Raw genomic sequence first — 23,510 nt, forward strand, 5'->3', positions numbered from 1 at the left:
CCCGGTCTAGCCCTGGTTTTGATGGCCGCCGAATAGCACCATTTGACCGGCTTGTCCCCTCTCCAAAGGGCGACTCCCATGCATAACCGGGGCCCCTCCGCCGGCCCTACTCCGCGGCCACCACCTTGCCCGTGGGCAACCTGCCTTCCGCGTCCGTAAACGGGCGCTCCGGGTGCATCAGGAAGGCCGAGACGCCGCCGAGCAGCAACAGCCCCATCGACATCAGGAACGGCAGGTACCAGTTGCCGGTCGCGTCGATCACGAAGCCCGCGACCAGCGGCGAAACGATCGCAGCAAAGGCCGAGCCCGTGTTCATCAGACCCGACGCGGTCCCCGAGTATTTCGGGGCGATGTCCATCGGGATCGACCACATCGGGCCGATCACCAACTCGGCACAGAAGAAGCCGGCCGACAGGCACAACGCCACGATCGTGATGTCGTGGACGAACAGGATCGGGAACAGCGAGATCAGCGCCCCCGTAAATCCTGCAACGGTGACGCTGAGCCGCGCCAGGCGGACATTGCCGGTGCGGTCGAGGATCCTGTCCGAGATCACGCCGCCGACACTGTCGCCGATCACGCCGGCGAAGAACACGCCGGAGGCGAACAGCGCCGAGTTCTTGATGTCGAGATTGTAGTTGTTCTTGAAGAACAGCGGCAGCCAGTTGAGATACAACCACAGGCACCAGCCGTAGCAGAAATAGGTCAGCGTCACCGGCCACATCCGCCCCAACAGCGGTCCCCACGGCACGCGCGGCCGCTCGCCGGTCGGGCGCACGGGCAGCGCGGCAAGCTCGGCTTGCGTGATCGAAGCATGGTCCTTCGGCTCGTTGCGGAAGTACCAGACCCAGATCACACCCCAGACCAGGCTGACGCAGCCCAGCACCACGAACGCGCCGCGCCAGGTCAGCCACAGGATCAAGAGCGCCACCACCGGCGGCGTCACGGCGTTGCCCAGCCGGGCAAAGGAATGGGTCAGACCTTGCGCGAAGCCGCGGCGGTTTGCCGGCGTCCAGTATTGCATCGCGCGCGTCGCCGTCGGAAACGTCGCGCCCTCGCCGAAGCCGAGCGCGAAGCGCGCGATGAACAGTGCAAAGAGACCGTGCACGAAGCCGGTCATGATGGTGGCGGCCGCCCAGATCATGCCGCACCAGAACAGCGTCTTGCGCGGACCGAAGCGATCGCCGACCCAGCCGCCGATCACCTGGAACAGAAGATAGGGATAGGCGAAGGCGGAGAAGACGAGGCCGAGTTGCGTGTTGGAAAGACTGAGCTCCTTCTGGATCTCGCTCGCGGCGGTGCCGATGTTCACCCGGTCGACATAGGTAATGAAATACATCGCGCAGAGCATCGCCAGCACGACATGCGTGGCCTTGAACCTGATACCCATCTCCACCCTCCCTGATCGCTTTTATGATTGTCGCCCGCGTGTCCCGCGCGAGCTCAAGTGCCGACCACTTTCAGATGCGGCGATGCGTTGCCTTGCGGGCGCTGCTCCAGGAGCTTCATCGCGACATCGACGCCGCCGGAGCGGTGCGGCACGCCGGCGACCGACAGGCCCATCTCCACGCCGGTCAGCGCACCGAGCAGGGTCAGCGCATTGCACTCGCCGAGGTGGCCGATGCGGAAGACCTTTCCGGCGACCCTCGACAGGCCCGAGCCGAGCGACATGTTGTAATTCTCGAGCACGATCTTGCGGAACTGATCGGCATCATGGCCGGGCGGCATCAGCACCGCTGTCAGCACCGGCGAGAATTCCGACGACTCCTGGCAGAGCACTTCGAGGCCCCAATGATTGACGGCGGCGCGCGTCGCGGCGGCGAGCCGCTGATGCCGGGCGAACACGTTGTCGAGCCCCTCCTCCAGCAGCATCGCGATCGCCTCGCGCAGGCCGTAGAGCAGGTTCGTCGCCGGCGTGTAGGGGAAGAAGCCGTTGGCGTTCGGCTTGAGCATCTCCTCCCAGTCGAAATAGGAGCGTGGCATCTTGTTGGTCTTGGCAGCCGCACGCGCCTTCTCCGAGATCGCGTTGAAGCCGAGGCCCGGCGGCAGCATGAAGCCCTTCTGCGAGCAGCTGACACTGACATCGACCTTCCACTCGTCATGGCGGTAGTCGACCGAGCCGAGCGAGGAGATGGTGTCGACCATCAGCAGGGCCGGATGCGAGGCGCGGTCGATCGCAGCACGAATCTCGGCGATGCGGCTGGTCGCGCCGGTCGAGGTCTCGTTGTGCACGACCATGACGGCCTTGATGGCGCGCGCCTTATCCCCGGTGAGCCTGGCCTCGATCACATCAGGATCGGCGCCGCGGCGCCAATCACCGGGCACGAAATCGACCTCGATGCCGAAGCGGCCCGCCATCTGCCGCCACAGCGTGGCGAAATGGCCGGTCTCGACCATCAGCACCTTGTCGCCCGGCGACAGCGTGTTGACGATCGCGGCCTCCCAGGCGCCCGTCCCTGACGAGGGGAAGATGATGACTGGCCCCTTGGTCTGGAAAATTCTCTGGCTGCCTTCGAGCACGGTCCGGCCGAGCGCGCCGAATTCGGCGCTCCGGTGGTCGATCACAGGCATGTCCATGGCGCGCAGGACGCGATCCGGGACCGGGCTCGGGCCCGGAATTTGAAGGAAATGGCGTCCCTGATGCATGAAAACCTCCCTGGCAACGGACTCTGGCCGGCTCAGTGAGCTATTTTGCATTCATTTTTTGTACTTTCAATCGAAATTTGGTATTCGATTGTGGACGTCGACGCGATTAGCCGAGCAAACTATTGTGCTGCAAATGAAATCCACGATTCCCGACACCGGGGTTCCCATTACCCCATCCGCCGCAAATGGCGGCGACCGCGAGTCAGCGTCGCTCCATGGCGAGATCCTGCTGCGGCTGCGCGACTATGTCGTGGAAGGCCATATTCCCGATGGCGCGCGCGTTCCCGAGCGCCAGCTCTGCGAGATGCTCGGCATCTCCCGCACGCCGCTGCGCGAGGCGCTGAAGGTTCTCGCCGCCGAGGGCCTGATCGAATTGCTGCCGAACCGCGGCGCCCGCGTGCGCCGGCTCAGTCAGCGCGACCTGGAAGAGCTGTTCGACGTGATGGCGGGCCTCGAGAGCCTCGCCGGACGCCTTGCCTGCGAGGCTATTACGGATGAGGAAATCACCGCGATCGAGCAGCTGCATTACGAGATGTACGGCCACTATCTGCATCGCGACATGCACGGCTATTTCCAGACCAACCAGCGCATCCACGAGAGCATCGTCGCGGCCGCACGCAACGAGACGCTGAAGACGGCCTACGCCAACTTCGCCGGCCGGATCCGCCGGGTCCGCTATTCCGCCAATTTCGCCCGCAAGCGGCAGCGCTGGGCGGAGGCGATGCGCGAGCACGAGGCGATCCTGGACGCCCTCCGCCGCCGCGCGGCCAGCGAGCTGAGCGATATCCTGTTCCAGCACCTGCGCAACAAGCGGGCGGCGGCGATCGAACACCTCGCCGAGCCCCCACAGGACGCGCCGGCGGCGCCCTGACGACCGCTCAGCTTGCCAATTTTGAATTCATAATATAATCGATCGGGAACAAGAATGAATATTCCAGCGAGGCCCAGAGGCCGCCTGGGATCAATCCGGGATCAGGGATGACAAACGCCTCCTCGCTCGAACGGCGCCTGCGCGCGGACATGACCGGCGACGTCCTGTTCGACGGTTTCAGTCGCGGCCGCTACGCCACCGACGCCTCGTTCTACCAGATCGTGCCGTCAGGCGTGGTCGTCCCCAAAACCATGGACGAGGCGCTGCTGGCGCTGGCGATCGCCCGCGACGAGGGCGTGAAGGTCACCCCGCGCGGCGGCGGCACCTCGCAATGCGGCCAGACCGTCAACGACGGGCTCGTGGTCGATCTCTCGAAGCACCTCAACAGGATCCTGTCGCTCGACGTCGCCGGCCGCACCTGCGTGGTCGAGCCCGGCATCGTGCTCGACGACCTCAACCGCCAGCTCAAAAAGCACGGCCTGTGGTTTCCGGTCGACGTCTCCACGGCCTCGCGCGCCACCATCGGCGGCATGGCCGGCAACAATTCCTGCGGCGGCCGCTCGCTTCGCTACGGCACCATGCGCGACAACACGCTGTCTCTGGAGGCCTCGCTCGCCGACGGCACGCTGAGTCGTTTCGGCGAGGTCTCGCGCGATCTCTCCGATTTCGACGCCGGCGAGAACATGCGCGCGATATTCCGCGACATGCTCGATCTCGGCGCGCGCGAAGCCGACGAGATCGCCGCACGATTCCCAAAAGTGCAGCGTCGCGTCGGCGGCTACAATCTCGATGCGCTCACGCCGCGCAATGCGCGCAACAACATGGCGCATCTGCTGGTCGGCTCCGAAGGCACGCTGGCCTTCACCACCAAGGTCGAGCTGAAGCTGTGGCCCGTGATCCGCAACAAGGCGCTCGGAATCTGCCATTTCGGCAGCTTCTACGAGGCGATGGACGCGGCCCAGCATCTGGTCAAGCTGAAGCCGATCGCAGTCGAGCTGGTCGATCGCACCATGCTCGCGCTCGGCCGCGACATCGCGATGTTCAAGCCGATCATCTCGGCCGCGATCAAGGGCGATCCGGATGCCGTTCTGGTGGTCGAGTTCGCGGAAGAAGACCAGGCCGATAATCTGGTGCGCCTCAAGCAACTCAACGAGCTGATGGGCGATCTCGGCTTCGGCTGGACCAACGATGTCAGCAAATGGGGCGGCGTCGTCGAGATCACCGAGCCGGCGCTCCAGAGCGGCATCGCCGACTTCCGCGCCGCCGGCCTCAACGTCATGATGTCGATGAAGCAGGAGGGCAAGCCCGTCTCCTTCGTCGAGGACTGCGCCGTGCCGCTGCCGCATCTCGCCGACTATACCCAGCGACTGAACGACGTCTTCGCCAGGCACGGCACCAGCGGCACGATGTATGCGCACGCCTCCGAGGGCTGCCTGCACGTGCGCCCCGTACTGAACCTCAAGCTCGAGAAGGACGTCAAGGCGATGCGCGCCATCGCCGAAGAAGCCTTTGCCCTGGTGCGCGAGTACAAGGGCTCGCATTCCGGCGAGCATGGCGACGGCCTGGTGCGCTCGGAATTCCACGAGACCATGTTCGGCGAACGTCTCGTCGCTGATTTCAGGGAAGTGAAGCATCGCTTCGATCCCGATGGCGTGCTCAATCCCGGCAAGATCGTCGACGCGCCCAGGATGGACGACCGCTCGCTGTTCCGTTTCAAGCCGGACTATCGCGTCGCCGACCTCAAGACGAAGCTCGACTGGTCCGCCTGGCCCGGCGCCGGCGGCGGTTTCCAGGGCGCGGTCGAGATGTGCAACAACAATGGCGCCTGCCGCAAGCTCGAGGGCGGCGTGATGTGCCCGTCCTATCGCGCCACGCGCAACGAGAAGGACGTCACCCGAGGCCGCGCCAACACGCTGCGGCTGGCGATATCAGGCCAGCTCGGCCCCGACGCGCTCGCCTCCGACGAGATGATGGACACGCTGAAACTTTGCGTCTCCTGCAAGGCCTGCCGCCACGAATGCCCTGTTGGCGTCGACATGGCCAAGATGAAGATCGAGGTATTGGCCGCACGCGCCGCCTCGCACGGACTGACCTTGCGCGATCGCCTGGTCGGCTATCTCCCGCGTTACGCCGGCCTCGCCTCGCGCTTCGCGCCGCTGGCCAATTTGCGCAACCATAGCCTGCTGCTCCGAAAGCTGTTCGAGCGCTTCGCCGGCATCAGCGCCCGTCGCGCCCTGCCCGCCTTCCGCAGCGACGTGTTCGTACCATCAGCCGAATCGATCGGACCGGAGGCCGGCCGCGAAGTCGTCCTGTTCGCCGACACCTTCAATCGCATCTACGAGCGGGAAAATCTCGACGCCGCGCTGCGCGTGCTCGCGGCCGGCGGCTATCGCGTGCATATGCCGAAGCCTGTGAGCGGCAGCCGCCCGCTCTGCTGCGGCCGCACCTTCCTCTCGGCCGGACTCGTCGATGAAGCCAGATTCGAGCTCGATCGGCTGGTGGCGGCCTTTGCGCCGTTCGCCGCACGCGGCGTGCCGATCGTCGGCCTTGAACCAAGCTGCCTGCTGACGCTGCGCGACGAGCTGGCCTCGCTGCGCAAGGACAACGACGCCAAGGCTGTCGGCGCGCACGCGCTGACCTTCGAGGAATTTCTGGTCCGCGAGGCGGAGGCTGGAAGGCTGCAACTCGCGCTCGGCACCGTCACCGACAAGGCCGTCGTCCACGGCCATTGCCACCAAAAATCCTTCGGCGCCTTCAAACCGGTCGAGCAGGTGCTGCGGCTTGTCCCCGGCCTCGAGGTCGAGACCATCGAGTCCAGCTGCTGCGGCATGGCCGGCGCGTTCGGCTATGGCGCCGACACCTATGACGCCTCGATCGAGATGGCCGAGCTGTCGTTGCTACCCGCCGTGCGCCGCGCGGACCAGACGACGCTGGTCGTTGCCGACGGCACCTCCTGCCGCCACCAGATCCACGACGGCGCCCAGCGCGAGGCGCTCCACGTCGCCCGCGTGCTGGCGATGAGCCTCGATCGCGCAAAAGCCAATTCCACTTCACCAGCTGCAAAGGAAACAAGCCATGGCTGACCTCACACTCGACGCCGCCCGAAAAATCCTCGACGCCGCCTTCGCCAAATCCACCGAGCTCAAGCTGAAGCCGCTGGTCGTCACCATCCTGGACGCGCGCGGCGTGCTCAAGATCGCCGCCGCGCAGGACGGCACCAGCCTGATGCGCGCCGAGATCGCGCACGGCAAGGCCTACGGCGCGCTCGCGATGGGCATGGGCTCGCGCGCATTGTACCAGCGGGCGCAGGAGCAGGCCTATTTCATCGACGCCGTGAACACCATCGCCAAGGGCGCTCTTGTGCCGGTCCCCGGCGGCGTGCTGATCATGGACGGCGCGACCCTGCTCGGGGCTGTCGGCGTCTCCGGTGACACGTCTGATAATGACGAGGCCTGTGCGGTCGCCGGCATCCAGGCGGCGGACCTGAAGGCCAACGCGGGCTGAGATGCCGTAGGGTGGGTTAGCCGGAGGCGTAACCCACCACTTCGTCCCGCATTCGCCGAAACAAGGTGGGTTACGCCTCCGACCGCGCTTTGCGCGGCCCACGGCTACCCTACGCACCAGTGCTTGGGTTGCCCGACGGGCAAAACACCCAATCGCTCGGTCAACCATCGCAACCAAAATATTCCACTTTACCGAATTTCGGTTTTATCGTACACACCAGCCATCCTGATCCGGCGAAAGGGGCGGTCGTACGTCGTCACGAACCGCGGATCGGGTCGCGGTGGACGCTGGGCAGCGCCGTCGCGGATGTGAGACGCAGGGCGGGGCGATGGATTGAGCCGACCCCCGTGAGCCTCTCGCAAGCCGCGTTGTACGAACGGCGCCAAAGCCCTGCGAAGCCCCTTTAGGGCGAAGCAGGGTCAGCCTGCGTACGGCAAAACCGTGTGGTCCTGGCCGTCGTCGCTACGGTCAAGTCTTGCGGACGCGGCATTGGCGTCAACCGGCGCGGTGCTGGTAACTTTCCGCAGGGCGAGGGAGGCCAGAAGGAACTCGGCTCCCGGGAGAGCACAGCATAAGCCGTCCAACCACTGCGCAGGGAAGGCCGTGTGTTCGGCTACACCTGTATGCTGCTGTGCGGTTCCTTCTGCGCTACATCTCGCGCAGCGGACCGCGGGTGCCAGCCGGCACCCGGCCTTCCCTGCGCCCTTTCATTCGAGAGGGCGCGAAGCGAAGAGCAAAGCTCGGGCGGAATACGCCGCGAGAAGGCGAAGGTGCGTCTGCTGTTTGAGACGTGAATTGGAACGCGATGGGTGCGCCGCTCAAACGGCGGGCCCCCTCACCTTCCCGTCCAGACCGGCTTGCGCTTCTCGCCGAACGCCTTCAGTCCCTCCCTGGCGTCCTCGGTCATCGCCAGCAATGCGATCTGGCTTTCGGTATAGGCGATGCTCTCGTCGAACGACATCGAAGCGATCGCGCGCATGGCGTATTTGCCGCGGCGGATCGCCGTCGGGGATTTGTCGACGATGCGGCCGATCAGCCAATCGACCTTGGCATCGAGCTCGGCCGCCGGCACGACGTGGTTCAGAAGGCCCGCGTCCTTCGCTGCCTTGGCATCGAAAGGCTCGCCGGTGAGCGCCCATTCGTTGACGAGGCGCCGCGGTGCGATGTCCTGCAGCAGGCTCAGCACCTGCATCGGAAACACGCCGACCTTCACCTCCGGCAGACCGAAGATGACATGATCCGCCGCAACCGCCATGTCGGTCATGCACAGCAAGCCCATGCCGCCGGCCATGCAGACGCCGCCGACACGCGCGATCGCGGGCTTGGTGGCGTTCTGCGACAGCCGCAACAGATCGGCATAATCGACATTGGGCCTGGAATGATCCATCGCGAAGGCCGCACCGGAATTCTGCAGATCCGCGCCGGCGCAGAACGCCTTGTCGCCCGCGCCGGTCAGCACGATGACGCGGACCTCCTTGTCGTCATGCGCGTCGCGATAGCCGCGTGTGATGCCGGCGATGACGTCGCCGTTCAGCGCGTTGCGCTTCTCCGGCCGATTGATGGTGATCCAGAACGCCTGCCCGCGCTTCTCGGTGATGACGCCTGTGGTGTCGGTCATGACGCTCGTTCCTCGCTCGCGGTTTGCAGCCATTTGCGGCAGCTTCGGCGCGAGGTGCAAGGGCAATCTGTCCGGAGACGCCGCTTTAGCGCCTCGACACAAATTAGCTAGAGATCAAAACGCGAGCGCAGCTCAGGCGGCAGTCGCCTTCCTGATCCAGACCTTGTTGTCGTGGAACGCAGCGCCGCCGATCGGGGCAATGGTGTCTGCGCCGGTCAACATGTTGATGCCGCGGCCGCCGATATGATTCCTGTTGGGATGCACCGATTCCGCGATCAGCACGCCGCGCCGCACGCCGTCGAACAGCGCGGCGATCAGCGTGGTTTCCCCACGGGTATTGCCGAGCGTCACTGCGTCGCCGTCAGCGACGCCGAGCGCGGCCGCATCGAGCGGATGGATCATCACGCTGGCCTGACCCTCGCGCGCCTGCGAGGACGGGGTCTCGTTGAACGTGGTGTTGAGGAAGCTGCGCGAGGGGCTGGTCGCAAGCCGGAACGGATGGGCCTGGTCGGCGTGCTCGATCACCGCCCAATGGTCCGGCAGCGATGGCATCTTGTCGAAATCGCCCATGGTCTGACCGAACGGCGGATGCGCCCAATCGGCCTTGAAGTGGAATTTCTTGTCGGCATGAGCGAAGCCATCGAGATAATGCGAGGTGCGGAAGTCCGGCTGCAGATCGCGCCAGATGTCGGCTTCGAGGCCGGCGATGTCGCCGTGGTCGCTCAGTTTCAGCGTGGTGTCGATCAACTCGCGCGGCGTCATCTCGAAACCCGGGTGCTTGGCGCCAAGCCGCGGCGCCAGCGCCTGCAACAGCTGGTGGTTGGAACGACATTCACCGGGTGGGTCGATCAGCTTCGGACCAACCGAGATGTGCTGGTGGCCGCCGCCGTAATAGAGGTCGTCATGCTCCATGAACATGGTTGCCGGCAGCACGATGTCGGCCATCTGCGCCGTCTCGGTCATGAACTGCTCATGCACGACGACGAACAGATCCTCGCGCGCAAAGCCCTGGCGCACCAGCGCCTGCTCCGGCGCCACCGTCATCGGGTTGGTGTTCTGGATCAGCATCGCCTTGACCGGACCCTTGCCCAGCAGGGCCTCGGCATCGCCGGTGAGGATGCGGCCGACCTGCGACTGGTCGAGCGCGCGGACCGTCTTGTCGATCGCGTCATGGCCTTCAATCACGGATTCGTTGAAGTGCCACAGCGCGTAGTTGTTGAAGAAAGCGCCGCCGCCTTCGTACTGCCAGGCGCCGGTCACCGCCGGAATGCAGTTTGCGGCATGCATCTGCGTCGCGCCGTTGCGCGAACGCGTAAACCCGTAGCCGAGACGGAAGAAGGTCCGCTTGGTCTCGCCCACAGCCTTGGCAAAGGCCTCGATCTCCGCCACGGGCACACCGCAGATCGCAGACGCCCATTCCGGCGTGCGTGTCTTCAGATGGGCCTCGAGCTCATTGGGGCAGTCGGTGTACTTGTCCATGTAGGCGCGGTCGGCATAGCCGTCGCGGAACAGGACATGCATCACGCCGCAGGCAAACGCGCCGTCGGTGCCGGGCCGCAGCAGGATCTTGATATCGGCCTGCTTCATCGTGTCGTTGTCGTAGATGTCGACGGCCGCGATCCTCGCGCCGCGCTCCTTCCGCGCGCGCGATGCATGCGTCATCACGTTGACCTGGGTGTTGACGGGGTTGGTGCCCCAGATCACGACGAGATCCGAGAGCGCCATCTCGCGCGGATCGGCGCCGGCGATCTTTCCGGTGCCGATGGCAAAGCCGATACGCCCGACATTGGCGCAGATGGTCTGGTAGAAGCGCGAATATTTCTTTACGTGCGTGAGACGGTTGAGACCGTCGCGCATCACCAGCCCCATCGTGCCGGCGTAGTAGTAGGGCCAGATCGACTCCGCGCCGAACTCGCGTTCGGCCTGGTTGAAGCGATGGGCGATCTCGTCGAGCGCCTCATCCCAGGTGATCCGCGCGAACTGGCCCGAGCCCTTCGCCCCGATGCGGCGCATCGGGAACGTCACGCGCTCGGGATGATGGATGCGCTCGGCGTAACGAGCGACCTTGGCGCAGACCACGCCGGCCGTATAGGTCTGCTTTTTCGAACCGCGAACCCGGCCGATGCTGCGGCCTTCGACCACCTCGACATCGAGCGCGCAGGCCGACGGGCAATCGTGCGGACAAGTGGAGTGGCGGATCTCGATCTTGGCGTGCTGGTTCATGACCAATTTCGTAACACCAAAACATGGAGTAGCCGAGGGCATTTATCCGGCCATGCCCATGCAAAATGCTCAAACCCTGTACGCGGCCTGTTCCTGCCGCGACTGCGAAATGCCCCGCGGTCACACCGAGAACGGCCCGATATTCCTGACAAAATCGACTTTGTGAGGCGTCGACAGTCTGCGCCCGCTGCCGCTACAGTGCCTGCCAACAAAAACGAGTCCAGGGAGGTTGGTGTGACGGCCCGACAAATCTTGCTGGCGCTGGCCGCCGGCCTGCTCACCGCATTCTCGGCAAGCCCGTCTCCGGCAGAAGATTATCCCGCGCACGCCGTCCGCATCGTCGTGCCTTTCGGCGCCGGCGGCCCGGCCGATGTCACGGCCCGGCTGATCGGCCAGGCGCTCCAGGAGCGCTTTGGCCAGCCCTTCGTGATCGAGAACCGCACCGGTGCAGGCGGCGTCATCGGCACGGTCGAGGCGGTGAAGTCGCCGGCAGACGGCTACACGTTGCTGATGATGTCCAACACCCAGACAGCGAATGAATCGCTGCTGACGCCGGAGCAGCGCAAATACGATCTGATGCGCGACCTCGCGCCGATCGCGCCGGTGAACTATTCCGATCTCGTCATCGTGGTGAACCCGCAAGTTCAGGCGAAGACGCTGCAGGAGTTCATCGCGCTCGCCAAGGCGCAGCCGGGTAAGATGAATTACGCTTCCTCGGGTCAGGGCACTCCGTACCACATGGCCGGCGAGCTGTTCAAAGCCATGGCCGGGATCGATGTCGTCCACGTTCCTTATCGCAACAGCGGCGAAGCACGCAGCGGCGTGATCGGCGGCCAGGTGCAGATGATGATCGATGCCGTGCCGGCGATGGCGCCGAACATCGGCGAGAATCAGGTCCGCGCGCTGGCGACCACCGGCCAGCAGCGCTCCGCGGTGCTGCCCAACGTGCCGACCGCCGGCGAGGCTGGTGTCGCAGGCTATGAGGCGACGATCTGGCTCGGCCTGATGGCGCCGGCGGGCACGCCAAAGCCCGTCATCGACAAGCTCAATTCAGCCGTGAACGCAATGCTGAGGCGGCCGGACATCGTCAAGCTCTGGACCGAGCAGGGCGCGATCCCCATGTCGATGACCCCGGAGGAGTTCGACAAGTTCCTGCGGGGCGACATCGTGAAATGGGCCGATGTCGTCAAGAAGTTCGACAAGTCCTGAGGCCGTGCCGGTTATGCCGACCTTTCAGTTCAAGCTCAACGGAGCTGTGGTCTCCGTGGATGCCGAGCCGGATCAGACGCTGCTCGATGTGCTGCGCGGCCGGCTCGGAATCACCAGCCCGCATTTCGGTTGCGGTGCCGGCGAGTGCGGGGCCTGTCATGTCATGGTCGATGGCCTCGCGATCGCCTCCTGCGACATGCCGATGTGGTCGGTGGCAGACAAGGACGTCGTTACGCTCGAGGGCATCGGCACGGCCGGGCAACCGCATCCGCTGCAGCGTGCTTTCATCACCGAACAGGCGATGCAATGCGGCTATTGCGTCTCGGGGATTCTGATCAGCGCGGCAGCGCTGCTCAGGCGCAACCCGTCACCCTCGGAAGCTGAAGTCCGGACAGCACTCGATCGCAATCTATGTCGCTGCGGATCGCACAACCGCATGGTCCGGGCCGTGCTCCGTGCGGCGTCGGAGATGGCGACATGAGCGCGCCGCCCACTGCCCCGAAGCTGCCAGTCAGCCTCATAACCAATCCAAGGCTGTCGTCCTGGGTGCGGTTCACCGGCGAAGGCCGCGTCGCGATCTCGCCCGGAAAAGTCGAGATCGGCCAGGGCATTGTCACGGCGCTGGCGCAGATCGCCGCGGACGAGCTCGACGTCGAGATTGGCCGCATCGAGATGATCCGCGCATCGACTGCCGCGAGCCCGAACGAAGGCGTCACCTCCGGCAGCCTGTCGATCCAGCAATCCGGCCGCGCCCTGCGCCACGTCTGTGCCGAGGTGCGCCAACGTTTTCTCGCGGCAGCCTCGGATCGTCTTGGCGTCGATGCATCGCTGCTCGATGTCGATGACGGCACGATATCGGGCCCGGGCAATGTCAGGACCAGCTATTGGGAACTAGCAGGTGACGTCTCGCTCGACCACGATGCGACGACGAGCAGTGTCGCCAAGTCTGCGGCCACGCGTAGCGTGGCCGGACATTCGATCCAGCGCGTCGATATCCCCGACAAGGTGTTGGCGCGGCCGCGTTTCATCCATGACCGCGCTCTGCCGGGGCTTGTGCATGGACGCGTCCTGCGGCCTGACATCCCAGGCGCCAGGCTGATTGCGCTCGACGAAGCGGCCGCGCGCGCCGTCTCTGGGCTGATTGCGATCGTCCGCGACGGCACCTTTGCAGGCGTCGTCGCCGACAGCGAGGCCGCGGCGGAAGCGGCACTGAAAGTCCTGCGCAAAGGCGCGACATGGTCGGCCGGGGAGCCGCTGCCGGATGAAAACGATCTGGCCAGCTTCCTGCGAAGCCAGCCGGTCGAGACTGTCATCATCGATACCAGGACTGCGGCCGCGGCAGACGTCTCCCGCACGCTCCGCCGGCAATACACCCGTCCCTACATCGCGCATGCCTCGATCGCGCCCTCCTGCGCGATGGCGCTATGGGAGGGTGACCATGTCCATGTCTGGACGCATAGCCAGGGCGTCTATCTGCTGCGCGCCGATCTCGCGATCGTGCTCAAGCTCCCGGTCGAGAACATCGTCGTCGAGCACATGGAGGGCGCCGGCTGCTACGGGCACAATGCGGCTGACGACGTCGCGCTCGATGCCGTGCTGCTCGCCAAGGGCGCCGGCGGCCGCCCGCTACGGGTCCAGTGGTCGCGCCACGACGAGATGTCCCACGCACCGTTTGGCGCCGCCATGGCCATCGAGATCGAAGCCGATCTCGATGCCGGCAACGAGATCGTCGGCTGGCGCCATACGATCTGGAGCAATGGCCATGCGGCGCGGCCGGGGCGCGCGGTGCAGCCCGCCCTGCTGGCCGCGAGCGAGATCGCAAATCCCTACCCTCGCATGATCTCGACAAACCCGCCCGCCGCCAATGGCGGCGGCGGCGACCGCAACTCGGTTCCGCTCTACGATTTTCCGGCCTGGACGATCACCAGTCACCGCCTGCTGACCATGCCGGTACGCACCTCGGCGCTGCGGACCCTCGGTGCGCAAGGCAACGTCTTCGCCACCGAATCCCTGCTCGACGAGATCGCCGCCTTGCGCGGCGAAGACCCGATCGCCTTTCGCCTGCGGCACCTCAGGGACGAGCGCGCACGCGACGTCATCAGCGCTGCGGCGCGGCGCGCAGGCTGGAAGCCTGAGAAGCGATCGGGCATCGGCCACGGCGTCGGCTTTGCCCGCTACAAGAACACCGGGGCCTATTGCGCCGCCATCGCCGAGATCGAAGGCACCGACGACATCCGCGTAAGGCGGCTCACGCTTGCTGTCGACGTCGGCGAGGCCATCAATCCGGATGGCGTGATCAACCAGATCGAGGGCGGCGCGATCCAGGCGACGAGCTGGGTGCTGAAGGAGCGCGTCCGCTTCGATCGGACCCGCATCACGTCGACGTCGTGGACGGACTATCCGATCCTCACCTTCAGCGAGGTCCCGGCCGTGGACGTCGAGGTCATCCAGCGACCGGAGATCGAGCCGGTCGGCGCCGGCGAGGCCGCGCACGGGCCGGTGACGGCGGCGATCGCGAACGCGGTCCATGATTGCCTCGGGGTGCGCATCCGCGACCTGCCAATCACGCGAGACAAGATCATTGCAGCCATGGAGCTTGCATCGTGACGACAGTGAACATCTTGAGCGGCGGCGCGGCGCAAGGGCTGGTGCGCGGCCTCAGCGAGGCCTTCAAGGCACAAACCGGCTTCGGCATCGACGGCGAGTTCGGCGCAGTCGGCCTGATGGCGGACAAGCTGCGCGCGAGCACGCCGGCCGATCTGGTGATCCTGACACAGGCACTGCTCGCAAAGCTGGCAGCGGAAAAGCTGGTCGCTCCCTCCTCGATCGCGGATATCGGTCGCGTGGAGACCGCCCTCGCCGTCCGCAGCAACGATCCCAAGGTGAACGTGAAGACCGAAGCCGAACTTCGCGAAGTCCTGCGCTCCGCGGACGCCATCTACGTTCCTGATACCAAGGCCTCGACCGCCGGCCAGCACGTCGCAAAGGTGCTGGATCAGCTCGGCATCGCCTATGAGGTCACGCCGCGCCTGAAGATCTTTCCAAACGGCGCAACGGCAATGCGCGAACTGGCGGCATCCACCGCAACGCGGCCGATCGGATGCACGCAGGCGACCGAGATCATCGCAACGGACGGCATCATGCTGTCGGGTTCACTGCCGCCCGGATCCGAGTTGGTGACGATGTACACGGCTGGCGTCGCCACGCACGCGACGCATCCGAAAGAAGCCGCCGCACTGATTGCGCTGTTGACCGGCGCAGACCACAGGGAGCTGCGCCAGCGCGTGGGCTTTACCGGCTAGATGCAAACCCTATTTGTGCAGCTGGGTCAGACCGGTCGGCGGGCCGTCGACCCCGGTCCAGCCGCCATCGACGAACAGCGTGCTGCCGCTGACATAGCTCGCGGCATCCGAGGCGAGATAGGCGACGGCCGTCGCGACCTCGTCGGCGCTGCTCCAGCGGTTGAACACGGTGTGGCCTGCGTAAAGATTGAAAATGTCCGGACGCTGCTTGAACGCGCTGGTCAGTGCGGTCTCGACGATGCTCGGGGCGATCGCGTTGACGCGCACGCCGGCATGGCCGACCTCGGAGGCAAAGCCCTTTACCAGCAAGCCGATCGCCGCCTTGGTGGAGCCGTAGATACCGAGGCCCGGCTCGATGGTCACCGCGCGCACCGAGGAGCAGGCGATGATGCTGCCGCCCTTCTGCTCGACCATGATGCGGCCGAACGCCTGGAAGAACCAGACTGTGCCTTTGACGTTGAGATTCAGGACGCGGTCGAGATCCTCCTCGGTATAGTCGAGGATGGTCTTGCGGATGTTGAGCCCGGGCGTCGTTACGGCGATATCGAGCCGCGAGAATTTCTGCATCACGGTTTTGGCGAGCGCATTGACGTCGACAGCGCTCGCAGCATCACACGCGGCAGCTTCGGCCCAGCCACCCTTCTCGCGAATGCCCGCCGCCGTCGCCTCCGCCGCATCGAGCGCGCGATCGGCGCAGACGACGCGGGCGCCGAGCCCGGCCAGCGCCTCGGCCGACGATTTGCCGATGCCCGATGCGGCGCCGAGCACCACGGCCGTCTTGCCGGTGAGATCGAAGAGCTTGCGGTAGTCAGTCACGGACAGATTCTCCCTGTTGCTGTGACGCAAACTATCGCAAGCGCGGTTTGCCGGCCAATGCCGGCGAACGCACGACAGCTATCCCTTGTATCCCATCAGCAGGCGGGGCAGCCACAGCGAGAACTCAGGGACGTAGGTCACGAACATCAGAGCTGCGATCAGGGCGGCGTAGAACGGCAGGATGGTGCGCATCACCGCGCCCACCGAGATGCCGCCGATGGCGCAGCCGACGAACTGCGTGGTTCCAACCGGCGGGGTGTTCAGCCCGAGCGCGCAGTTGATCAGCATCAGCATGCCGAACTGCACCGGATCCATGCCCGCCTTCATTGCGATCGGCAGGAAGATCGGCGTGCAGATCAGGATGGTTGCCGCCATGTCCATGAACGTGCCGAGCAGGAACAGGATGATGTTGATGAGCAGGAAGATCACCCAGGGGTGCGTGGAGACCTTGCTCATCAGGGCGCCGGCGAAGTCGGCGACCTCGTAGAGCCCCATCAGATACTGGAACATGGTGGAGACGCCGATCAGCAGCAGCACCACACCTGTCGTCTTCACCGCCTTGGCCGCGGCGTGGAGGAAGTTGCTCCAGGTCATGGTGCGGTAGATGAAGAACGTCAGCACGATCGTGTAGGTGACGGCAACGGCGGCCGATTCAGTTGCCGTAAAGACGCCGGACAGGATGCCCGTCAGGATGATGCCGACGATCAGGAGGCCCGGCAGAGCGGCCGCGAACGAACGGAAGACCTCGGGCCAGCCCGGGAACTTGCCCGACGGATAGCCACGCTTTACCGCAACCGCATAGGCGGCGACCAACATGCACACCATCAGCACCATGGCCGGCAACAGGCCGGCCGCGATCAGCGCGCCGATCGAGACCTTGCCGCCGGCGGCCAGCGCATAGATGATCATGTTGTGGCTGGTCGGCATCAGCGCGCCAACCAGCGAGGCATGGGTGGTGACGTTGACGGCGTAGTCGGTATCGAACCCTTCTTTTTTCATCATCGGGATCATCACCGCGCCCATCGCCGACACGTCGGCCACAGGCGAACCGGAGACGCCGCCGAACAGCGTACAGGCGACCACGTTCGACATGCCGAGGCCGCCGCGGATGTGGCCGACGAGATTCTTGGCGAGTTGCACGATCTTGTCGGCGACGCCGCCGTGCAGCATCAGCTCACCGCTGAAGACGAAGAACGGAATGGCCAGGAACGAGAAGATGTTCATCCCCGACATCATCTGCTGGAAGATGACGGCGACCGGCAGGCCTTCGTAAAAGATGGTGCAAATCGCCGAGAGGCCGATCGCGAAGGCGACCGGTACGCCGAGGATCAGGAAGCCGAAGAACGTGGCGCCGAGAATAATCAGTTCCATGAGGGGACGACCTCTTCGCCGCGCAGGAGAGCAATGATGTGCTCGATTGAAAAAGAGACGATCAGAACGCCGGAGGCAACCAGCGGCACGTAGCGGACGACCTCGGGGAAGCCGAGATTGGGAATATGCACGGTCCCGACCGACGCGCCGAGGATCCAGCCGTTATAGACCATGGCGATACCGAATAGCGCCACCAGGACATGGATCACGAGCTCGACCTTCTCTCGCAGGCGATCTGGAAGCATCACCAGCAGACTGTCCATGCCGATGTGTCCGGCATCGCGCACGCCGACGGCGGCACCGATCAGCGTGACATAGAGGATCAGGACCAGCGCGAGGTTTTCAGTCCAGGTCGGGCTGGAGTTGAGCACGTAGCGTCCGAACACCTGGTAGAACACGATGGTGACGATGATGAGCAGCCCGGTCACGGACAGATACATCCCCGCCCGGGCGACGGGAGCATTGATCCGCGACAGCAGACTTGTGGACGGACGTCCCGCCTCCTGCTCGTGATCTGCGACGTGTGGGTCTGTCATCCCGCCCCTCCTTGTGAGGGTCCGGTGTCACCTCGCGGAGACGCCGGACCCGGTCCCGCAATGCTTTTACTTGGTGTCCTGGATGCGCTTGACGAGGCTCGAGAGCTTCTCGTCACCGGCGAACTTCTTGTACACCGGCTTCATCGCGTCGACGAACTCCTGCTTGTTCGCGATCGTGACGACCTGAACGCCGGCGGCCTCGACGGTCTTGCGCGACGCCTGCTCACGCGCGTCCCAGAGCTTGCGCATGACGGGCACCGAATCCTTCGCGGCCTTGCGGATCATCGCCTGATCTTCTTTGCTCAGCGTGTCCCAGACCTTCTTGGACATCACGAGGACTTCGGGCGCCAGCGAGTGTTCGGTGACGTTGTAGAACTTGGCGGCCTCGAAGTGGCGCGAGGACTCGTAGGACGGCCAGTTGTTCTCGGCTGCGTCGACGAGGCCGGTCTTGAGCGCGGTGTAGACCTCGCCATACGGCATCGGCGTCGGATTGGCGCCGAGGCTCTCGATCATGCCCACCCACAGGTCGGACTGCTGGACGCGGATCTTCAGGCCCTTGACGTCTGCGAGCGACTTGATCGGCGCCTTGACGGTGTAGATCGAACGGGCACCGCTGTCATAATAAGCGAGACCGATCAACCCCGCAGGCTCCATGGCCGCAAGGATCTCATCGCCGATCGGTCCGTCGAGAACGGTGCGCATGTGCTGCGTGTCGCGGAAGACGAAGGGCAAGCACAAGGCGACGGTTTCCGGCACGAAGTTGTTCAACGGCGAGGCGTTGATCCGCATCATGTCGAGCGCGCCGATCTTGAGCTGCTCGATGGTGTCCTTCTCCGAGCCCAGGGCGCCGTTCGGAAATACCTTCACGCCCAGCTTGCCGCCGCTCGCCGTCGCGAGCTGCTGGCCCATGAACTTGACGGCTTCGACGGTCGGATAGTCGGCCGGATGGACGTCGGCCGAGCGGAAATCACGTGCGGTCGCGAGTGGCGCCGAGACCGTCAGCGCAGCGGCTGCAATAATGCCGAATAGTGCCTTCATCTGAGGTTTCCTCCTGGGTTTGATTATGTCGTCGTTGGACTGGTGCTGCGGACCGCCTTGCGTCGCTCCACTTCAAGTGTGAAGTCAAGCGTTGCAACTGCACCACCTTCGTAGGGTTGCGCGGCGGTGTCGAGTGAATTTGGCTGGTTGGCGATCTCCGCCAGGGACAGCGCGATGCTCATCGCGCCCGCTCTTGCGGCGGACTCGTACGGCAGGGGCCGGCTCCCCGGCAATCGGGCCGCGCCATCGGCCAATGCCGGATGCGCGGTAACGATGCTCATCGTATCCATGAACGTTCCTCTGGCTTGTGCTCGACCGCTATTGGCTGCGGCTTGGAGTTCGGGCGACACGATCGCCTCGTTCATTATGAACGCACCACAACGGCGCGATATCGCCAACGTCGTCCCTAGGGCGGGCGACATTCTGAGTCCAAGCCAAATGCGGCATTGATCGATGCTGGACTTGCATTGATCCCCTAGGAGGGTACCCCAACGGGGTAATCCGCAAATAATTCTACTTTTTCGAAAAACGCCGCCCCAGCGAGTGACCGGCCGGCGCTGAAGGCTGGTGACGATCGAGTGCGCGTCCGCGAGCTAGAGCCCCACGGTCGTATCCTCGACAATGAGGTGGGAACACTTACTCGCCGTCGAGGCCGCTTTCGGCCAGCTCGCGCAGCGCATCGGTATCGAGCACGACGATGGCGCCATGCTCGAGGCGCACCCAGTTTCGCCCGGCCCATGCACGCAATTGCTTGTTGATGCTCTCGCGCGTCATTCCCACCATCTCGCTGATCTCCTGTTGGGTGATCGCGAGGGTACCGCTGCCGGAGTCGAGCTTGCGCTCCTCGGTGAGACCGAGCAGCGCGCTCGCGAGCCGGCCCGGCAGATTCTGCAAGATCACCTGCTCGACCTGCTGGCTGGTCCAGCGCAGCCGCGCGCAGAGCAATTCGATGAATTTCATCGCAAGCGCCGGCTGACTCTTCACGAACGGGAGGAAGTCGCGGCGGTCGATGATGTAGAGCTCGCAATTGGTGTTCGCGGTCGCATCCGCCGACCGCGGCGCGCCATCGAGCACGGCGATCTCGCCGAAGATTTCGCCAGGACCGATCAGGTTGAGAATGGCGTTCCGGCCGTCGGGCGAGGAGGAGGAAATCTTCACCGTTCCGGTGATCACCGCGAATAAATTGTTTCCGGGATCGCCTTTGGCGGCGATCGTCGCGCCGCGCTTGACCATGGTGTGCTTGGCATAGCGGCAAAGCTGATCGAGCGCCTCCGGCTCCAGATCCGCGAAGATCGGGTGCTTGCGCAGGACCGATAGTTTATTTCCCGCCTGTTGTCGGGGGTCGCCGGTCTTGTCCTGAGGCACGCCGCGGGGCTCCTAAGACTGCGAGGCACTGAAGTTCCTGCGTAGTCAACGTTATCAGGCTTTTCAACCGGAAAGCACGGACACAGTTTGAAGCAAATGCTGTTACAATGCTGAGATTGCACGAGGAAAGCGCATCCACAGGGTGCGATGGTAAATTCTTGACGATTCAGAGTTGCAAAGATGATAACTCATACCTGAGCCTGAGCACTGTGGTCCACCGCGCAGGCCACAGTTTACTGCACTGCGCCAAGGCCTGTTGACCCAGATCAAATTTGGCCGGCTGCCGACCGGCCCTGCTTGAGGCCGGTGCGCATCAGAGCCTCAGCCGGACGTCGCAGATGTCAGGCTCGGTCGGGTCCGGCTTGATCTCGAAGCCGAGTTGCCGGCACATCTCGAGCATCACGACGTTCTCCTTGAGCACGTCGCCCGACATGGTCTTGAGGCCCTCCGACCTCGCATAATCGATGATCAGCTGCATCAGGGCCCAGCCGAGCCCCTTGCCCTTGAGGTCGGACCGCAGCAGAATCGCGTATTCACCGCTTTCGTAAACCGAGTCCGAGTGAAGCCGGACCACGCCGACCATCTCGTTCTTCTGGTCGAACGCGATGAACGCCATGGCGCGCGCATAATCGAGCTGGGTCAGGCGCGCGATGAACTCATGGGTGAATTCCTTCATCGGCGCGAAGAAACGCAGGCGGAGATCCTCAGGCGTGACGTGACGCAGGAATTCGTGAATGGTCGGCTCGTCTTCGGGGCGAAGGGGCCGCGCGAAAATGCGCCAACCGTCCTTGAGCGCGAGCCGGCGCTCCCATTGTGACGGATAGGCACGAACGGCAAAATTGGCGGGGCCTGAGCCAGCAAATTTTCGCTGTGCCGGTCCCACCGCTATGCGGGCATCGACGGCGGTCACGCCGGTTTCGTCGGCCAGCAGCGGATTGATATCGAGCTCCCGGATTTCGGGAATGTCGGTTGCCATCTGCGCCAGCTTGACCAGCACCAGTGCGACGGCGTCCTGTTTGACCGCAGGCACGTCCCGGTACGCCTGCAACAATCGCGACACGCGCGTGCGCTCGATCAAGTCATGGGCGAGCTGCAAGTCGAGCGGCGGCAGCGCCAGGGCCTTGTCGTTGATGATCTCCACCGCCGTGCCGCCACGGCCGAACACGACGACCGTGCCAAAGGTCGGATCGTCGGCGAGGCCCATGATCAGTTCGCGGGCCTTCGCCTTGACGACCATCGCTTGCACGACGACGCCGTCAATGCGGGCTTCGGGGCGTAACTTCCTCGCCCGCGCGACAATATCGGCGGCGGCGGCGCGCACCGCGGATGGTGTGGTCAGATTGAGCACGACACCACCGACGTCGGATTTGTGCACGATGTCGCGCGACATGATCTTGAGCACGACGGTGGCACCTTGCGCCAAGATTCCGTCTGCATAGGCGACCGCCTGATCGACATCGTGAGCCGCATAGGTCGGCACCATCGCGATATCATAGCACCCTAGGAGATGCGTGATCTCGATGGGCTCGAGCCATTTGCGGCCATCGGCGATGGCCGTCGCGACGATCTGCTTTGCTTCCGCCACGTCAGGCACGAATGTATCCGGCATCGCGGGCGGAACCTGGCTTAGTTCGTCGACCACCTCACGATGCCGGACCAAATGCATGAAGCCACGCACCGCGTCGTCTTCGGTCGGATAGTTCGGAATGCCGGCGGCGGACAGCGTTGCAATAATCTCCTGATCGGCCCCGACCCAGGCCGCAAACACAGGCTTGGCCCAACTACGGTGCTCCTGGCGATATTTGCCGACGAGCTCGATGACGGTCGCCGCGATCTCGGCAGCCGAGGCGATCGCGGTTTGCACGTTGAGCACCAGGACCGCGTCATTGCCGGGATCGTCGAGCAGCACCTCCAACGCGGCCGCATAGCGCGAAGCATCGGCGTCACCAACGATGTCGACGGGATTTGCCCCGGACCAGGTCGGCGGCAGCACCGCGTCGAGCTTCTCGCGCGTCTCTGGCGTCATGGGTGCTGGAATTCCGCCAAGGTCCGCCAGCCGGTCGACTGCCAGGACGCCGATGCCGCCGCCATTGGTCAGAATGGCGAGGCGCTTTCCCGCAGGCGCCCCGATCCGGCCGAGCGTCTCGGCGCAATCGAACAGCTCCCGCAGATCGGATACCCGAAGGACGCCGGCGCGGCGGAAGGCTGCATCATAGACCGCATCCGCGCCGGCGAGCGCACCGGTGTGTGTGGCCGCGGCCTTCGCCCCTTGCGTCATGCGTCCGGACTTCACCACGACGACAGGTTTAACGCGCGCCGCGCCACGTGCCGCCGACATGAACTTTCGCGCGTCCTTGATGGCCTCGATGTAGAGCAGGATGGCTCGGGTCTTGTGGTCCATCGCGAAATAATCAAGCAAGTCAGCGATATCGACATCGATCTGATCACCGATCGTGACGATGCCGGAGAAGCCGACACCGCGCTGCGCGGCCCAGTCCACCATGCCGGCCGCAATCGCGCCTGACTGCGAGATCAGCGCGAGGTTTCCAGCTCCGGGCATATGCGCCGCGAAGCTCGCGTTGAGGCTTATACCTGGCATCATGATGCCGAGACAGTTGGGACCAATCAGCCGCATGCCGTATTTGCGGGCGGCTGCGATGGCCGCATCCTGGAGGGATCCCGGTCCATGGCCGAGCCCCGCCGAAACGATCAGGGCGCCGGCCGAACCGCGACGACCCGCCTGGTCGATGATCTCAGGGACTTCGCGCGCCGGCGCCGTAATGACGACCAACTCGGGCACGAAGGACAGCTTGTCCAGGCTGCTCACCGCCGCGATACCGCCGATCTCGGCATGGCGCGGGTTCACCAGGCCGAACTGCCCCTTGAATTGCGCCTTGCGAATGTTCTCCAGGACCGCCCGCCCAACGGAGACCGGACGGGCGCTTGCGCCGACCAACGCGACCGACCGGGGTGACAAGAGGTTTTGCAGGCGGTAGGTCGACATGATCACA

Annotated in this window: 18 protein-coding genes; 7 read left to right on the forward strand and 11 right to left on the reverse strand. The window is 64.6% G+C overall.

What is annotated here, in order from left to right; all coding sequences use genetic code 11:
• Positions 1-106: 106 nt before the first annotated feature.
• Both JQ631_RS20600 and JQ631_RS20605 read right to left on the reverse strand, forming a co-directional pair.
• Complete coding sequence (locus JQ631_RS20600; RefSeq protein ID WP_212328723.1) at positions 107-1,390, reverse strand: MFS transporter; 1,284 nt, start codon at positions 1,388-1,390, stop codon at positions 107-109.
• A gap of 53 nt (positions 1,391-1,443) precedes the next feature.
• A complete protein-coding gene (locus JQ631_RS20605; RefSeq protein ID WP_433995520.1) occupies positions 1,444-2,646 on the reverse strand; it encodes a pyridoxal-phosphate-dependent aminotransferase family protein in 1,203 nt (400 codons plus the stop codon).
• Between the two features lie 133 nt (positions 2,647-2,779).
• Here JQ631_RS20605 and JQ631_RS20610 point away from each other — a divergent pair, with 133 nt between their 5' ends.
• From JQ631_RS20610 to JQ631_RS20620, 3 genes are all read left to right on the forward strand, one after another.
• Positions 2,780-3,517 carry a GntR family transcriptional regulator gene (locus tag JQ631_RS20610; protein WP_212331459.1) on the forward strand — a complete coding sequence of 246 codons (738 nt, stop codon included), beginning with the start codon at positions 2,780-2,782 and terminating at the stop codon, positions 3,515-3,517.
• Positions 3,518-3,624: 107 nt separating this feature from the next.
• Complete coding sequence (locus tag JQ631_RS20615) at positions 3,625-6,600, forward strand: FAD-binding and (Fe-S)-binding domain-containing protein (RefSeq protein WP_212328725.1); 2,976 nt, start codon at positions 3,625-3,627, stop codon at positions 6,598-6,600.
• Positions 6,593-7,021: a GlcG/HbpS family heme-binding protein gene (locus JQ631_RS20620; protein ID WP_212328726.1), complete on the forward strand. Its 429-nt coding sequence runs from the start codon at positions 6,593-6,595 to the stop codon at positions 7,019-7,021. The genes JQ631_RS20615 and JQ631_RS20620 overlap by 8 nt, the downstream gene beginning before the upstream one ends.
• An 835-nt stretch (positions 7,022-7,856) precedes the next feature.
• Here the strand turns inward: JQ631_RS20620 and JQ631_RS20625 are convergent.
• Entirely contained in the window at positions 7,857-8,639 is a 783-nt protein-coding gene (locus tag JQ631_RS20625; RefSeq protein ID WP_212328727.1) for an enoyl-CoA hydratase/isomerase family protein, read from the reverse strand.
• A gap of 132 nt (positions 8,640-8,771) precedes the next feature.
• The gene (locus JQ631_RS20630; RefSeq protein WP_212328728.1) at positions 8,772-10,862 is read right to left on the reverse strand and encodes a molybdopterin oxidoreductase family protein; all 2,091 of its coding nucleotides are present in this window, start codon (positions 10,860-10,862) and stop codon (positions 8,772-8,774) included.
• 234 nt (positions 10,863-11,096) lie between these two features.
• On the opposite strand from JQ631_RS20630, the gene JQ631_RS20635 reads away from it, so the two are divergent.
• From JQ631_RS20635 to JQ631_RS20650, 4 genes are read left to right on the forward strand one after another with little or no spacing between them, the layout of a single operon-like run.
• Positions 11,097-12,071 carry a tripartite tricarboxylate transporter substrate binding protein gene (locus JQ631_RS20635; protein WP_212328729.1) on the forward strand — a complete coding sequence of 325 codons (975 nt, stop codon included), beginning with the start codon at positions 11,097-11,099 and terminating at the stop codon, positions 12,069-12,071.
• Between the two features lie 13 nt (positions 12,072-12,084).
• On the forward strand, positions 12,085-12,552 hold the full coding sequence (locus JQ631_RS20640; protein ID WP_212328730.1) for a (2Fe-2S)-binding protein: 468 nt from the start codon (positions 12,085-12,087) through the stop codon (positions 12,550-12,552).
• Positions 12,549-14,678 carry a xanthine dehydrogenase family protein molybdopterin-binding subunit gene (locus tag JQ631_RS20645; RefSeq protein WP_212328731.1) on the forward strand — a complete coding sequence of 710 codons (2,130 nt, stop codon included), beginning with the start codon at positions 12,549-12,551 and terminating at the stop codon, positions 14,676-14,678. The genes JQ631_RS20640 and JQ631_RS20645 overlap by 4 nt, the downstream gene beginning before the upstream one ends.
• Complete coding sequence (locus JQ631_RS20650) at positions 14,675-15,373, forward strand: molybdate ABC transporter substrate-binding protein (protein ID WP_212328732.1); 699 nt, start codon at positions 14,675-14,677, stop codon at positions 15,371-15,373. The genes JQ631_RS20645 and JQ631_RS20650 overlap by 4 nt, the downstream gene beginning before the upstream one ends.
• Positions 15,374-15,382: 9 nt before the next feature.
• On the opposite strand, the gene JQ631_RS20655 is transcribed toward JQ631_RS20650, so the two are convergent.
• From JQ631_RS20655 to JQ631_RS20685, 7 genes are all read right to left on the reverse strand, one after another.
• Positions 15,383-16,189 carry an SDR family NAD(P)-dependent oxidoreductase gene (locus JQ631_RS20655; RefSeq protein WP_212328733.1) on the reverse strand — a complete coding sequence of 269 codons (807 nt, stop codon included), beginning with the start codon at positions 16,187-16,189 and terminating at the stop codon, positions 15,383-15,385.
• 78 nt (positions 16,190-16,267) lie between these two features.
• The gene (locus JQ631_RS20660) at positions 16,268-17,560 is read right to left on the reverse strand and encodes a TRAP transporter large permease (protein ID WP_212328734.1); all 1,293 of its coding nucleotides are present in this window, start codon (positions 17,558-17,560) and stop codon (positions 16,268-16,270) included.
• On the reverse strand, positions 17,551-18,096 hold the full coding sequence (locus JQ631_RS20665) for a TRAP transporter small permease (RefSeq protein WP_212328735.1): 546 nt from the start codon (positions 18,094-18,096) through the stop codon (positions 17,551-17,553). The genes JQ631_RS20660 and JQ631_RS20665 overlap by 10 nt, the downstream gene beginning before the upstream one ends.
• 66 nt (positions 18,097-18,162) lie before the next feature.
• On the reverse strand, positions 18,163-19,134 hold the full coding sequence (locus JQ631_RS20670) for a TRAP transporter substrate-binding protein (protein ID WP_212328736.1): 972 nt from the start codon (positions 19,132-19,134) through the stop codon (positions 18,163-18,165).
• Positions 19,135-19,157: 23 nt separating this feature from the next.
• Positions 19,158-19,499, reverse strand: a complete 342-nt coding sequence (locus JQ631_RS20675) for a hypothetical protein (protein WP_249160847.1) — start codon at positions 19,497-19,499, stop codon at positions 19,158-19,160.
• 271 nt (positions 19,500-19,770) lie between these two features.
• Positions 19,771-20,499 (reverse strand): Crp/Fnr family transcriptional regulator, encoded by a 729-nt coding sequence (locus JQ631_RS20680; protein WP_212328737.1) that lies wholly within the window; start codon positions 20,497-20,499, stop codon positions 19,771-19,773.
• Positions 20,500-20,812: 313 nt separating this feature from the next.
• Complete coding sequence (locus tag JQ631_RS20685; protein WP_212328738.1) at positions 20,813-23,503, reverse strand: bifunctional acetate--CoA ligase family protein/GNAT family N-acetyltransferase; 2,691 nt, start codon at positions 23,501-23,503, stop codon at positions 20,813-20,815.
• Between the last annotated feature and the right edge of the window lie 7 nt (positions 23,504-23,510).

Source organism: Bradyrhizobium manausense (assembly GCF_018131105.1).
GTDB lineage: Bacteria > Pseudomonadota > Alphaproteobacteria > Rhizobiales > Xanthobacteraceae > Bradyrhizobium > Bradyrhizobium manausense_B.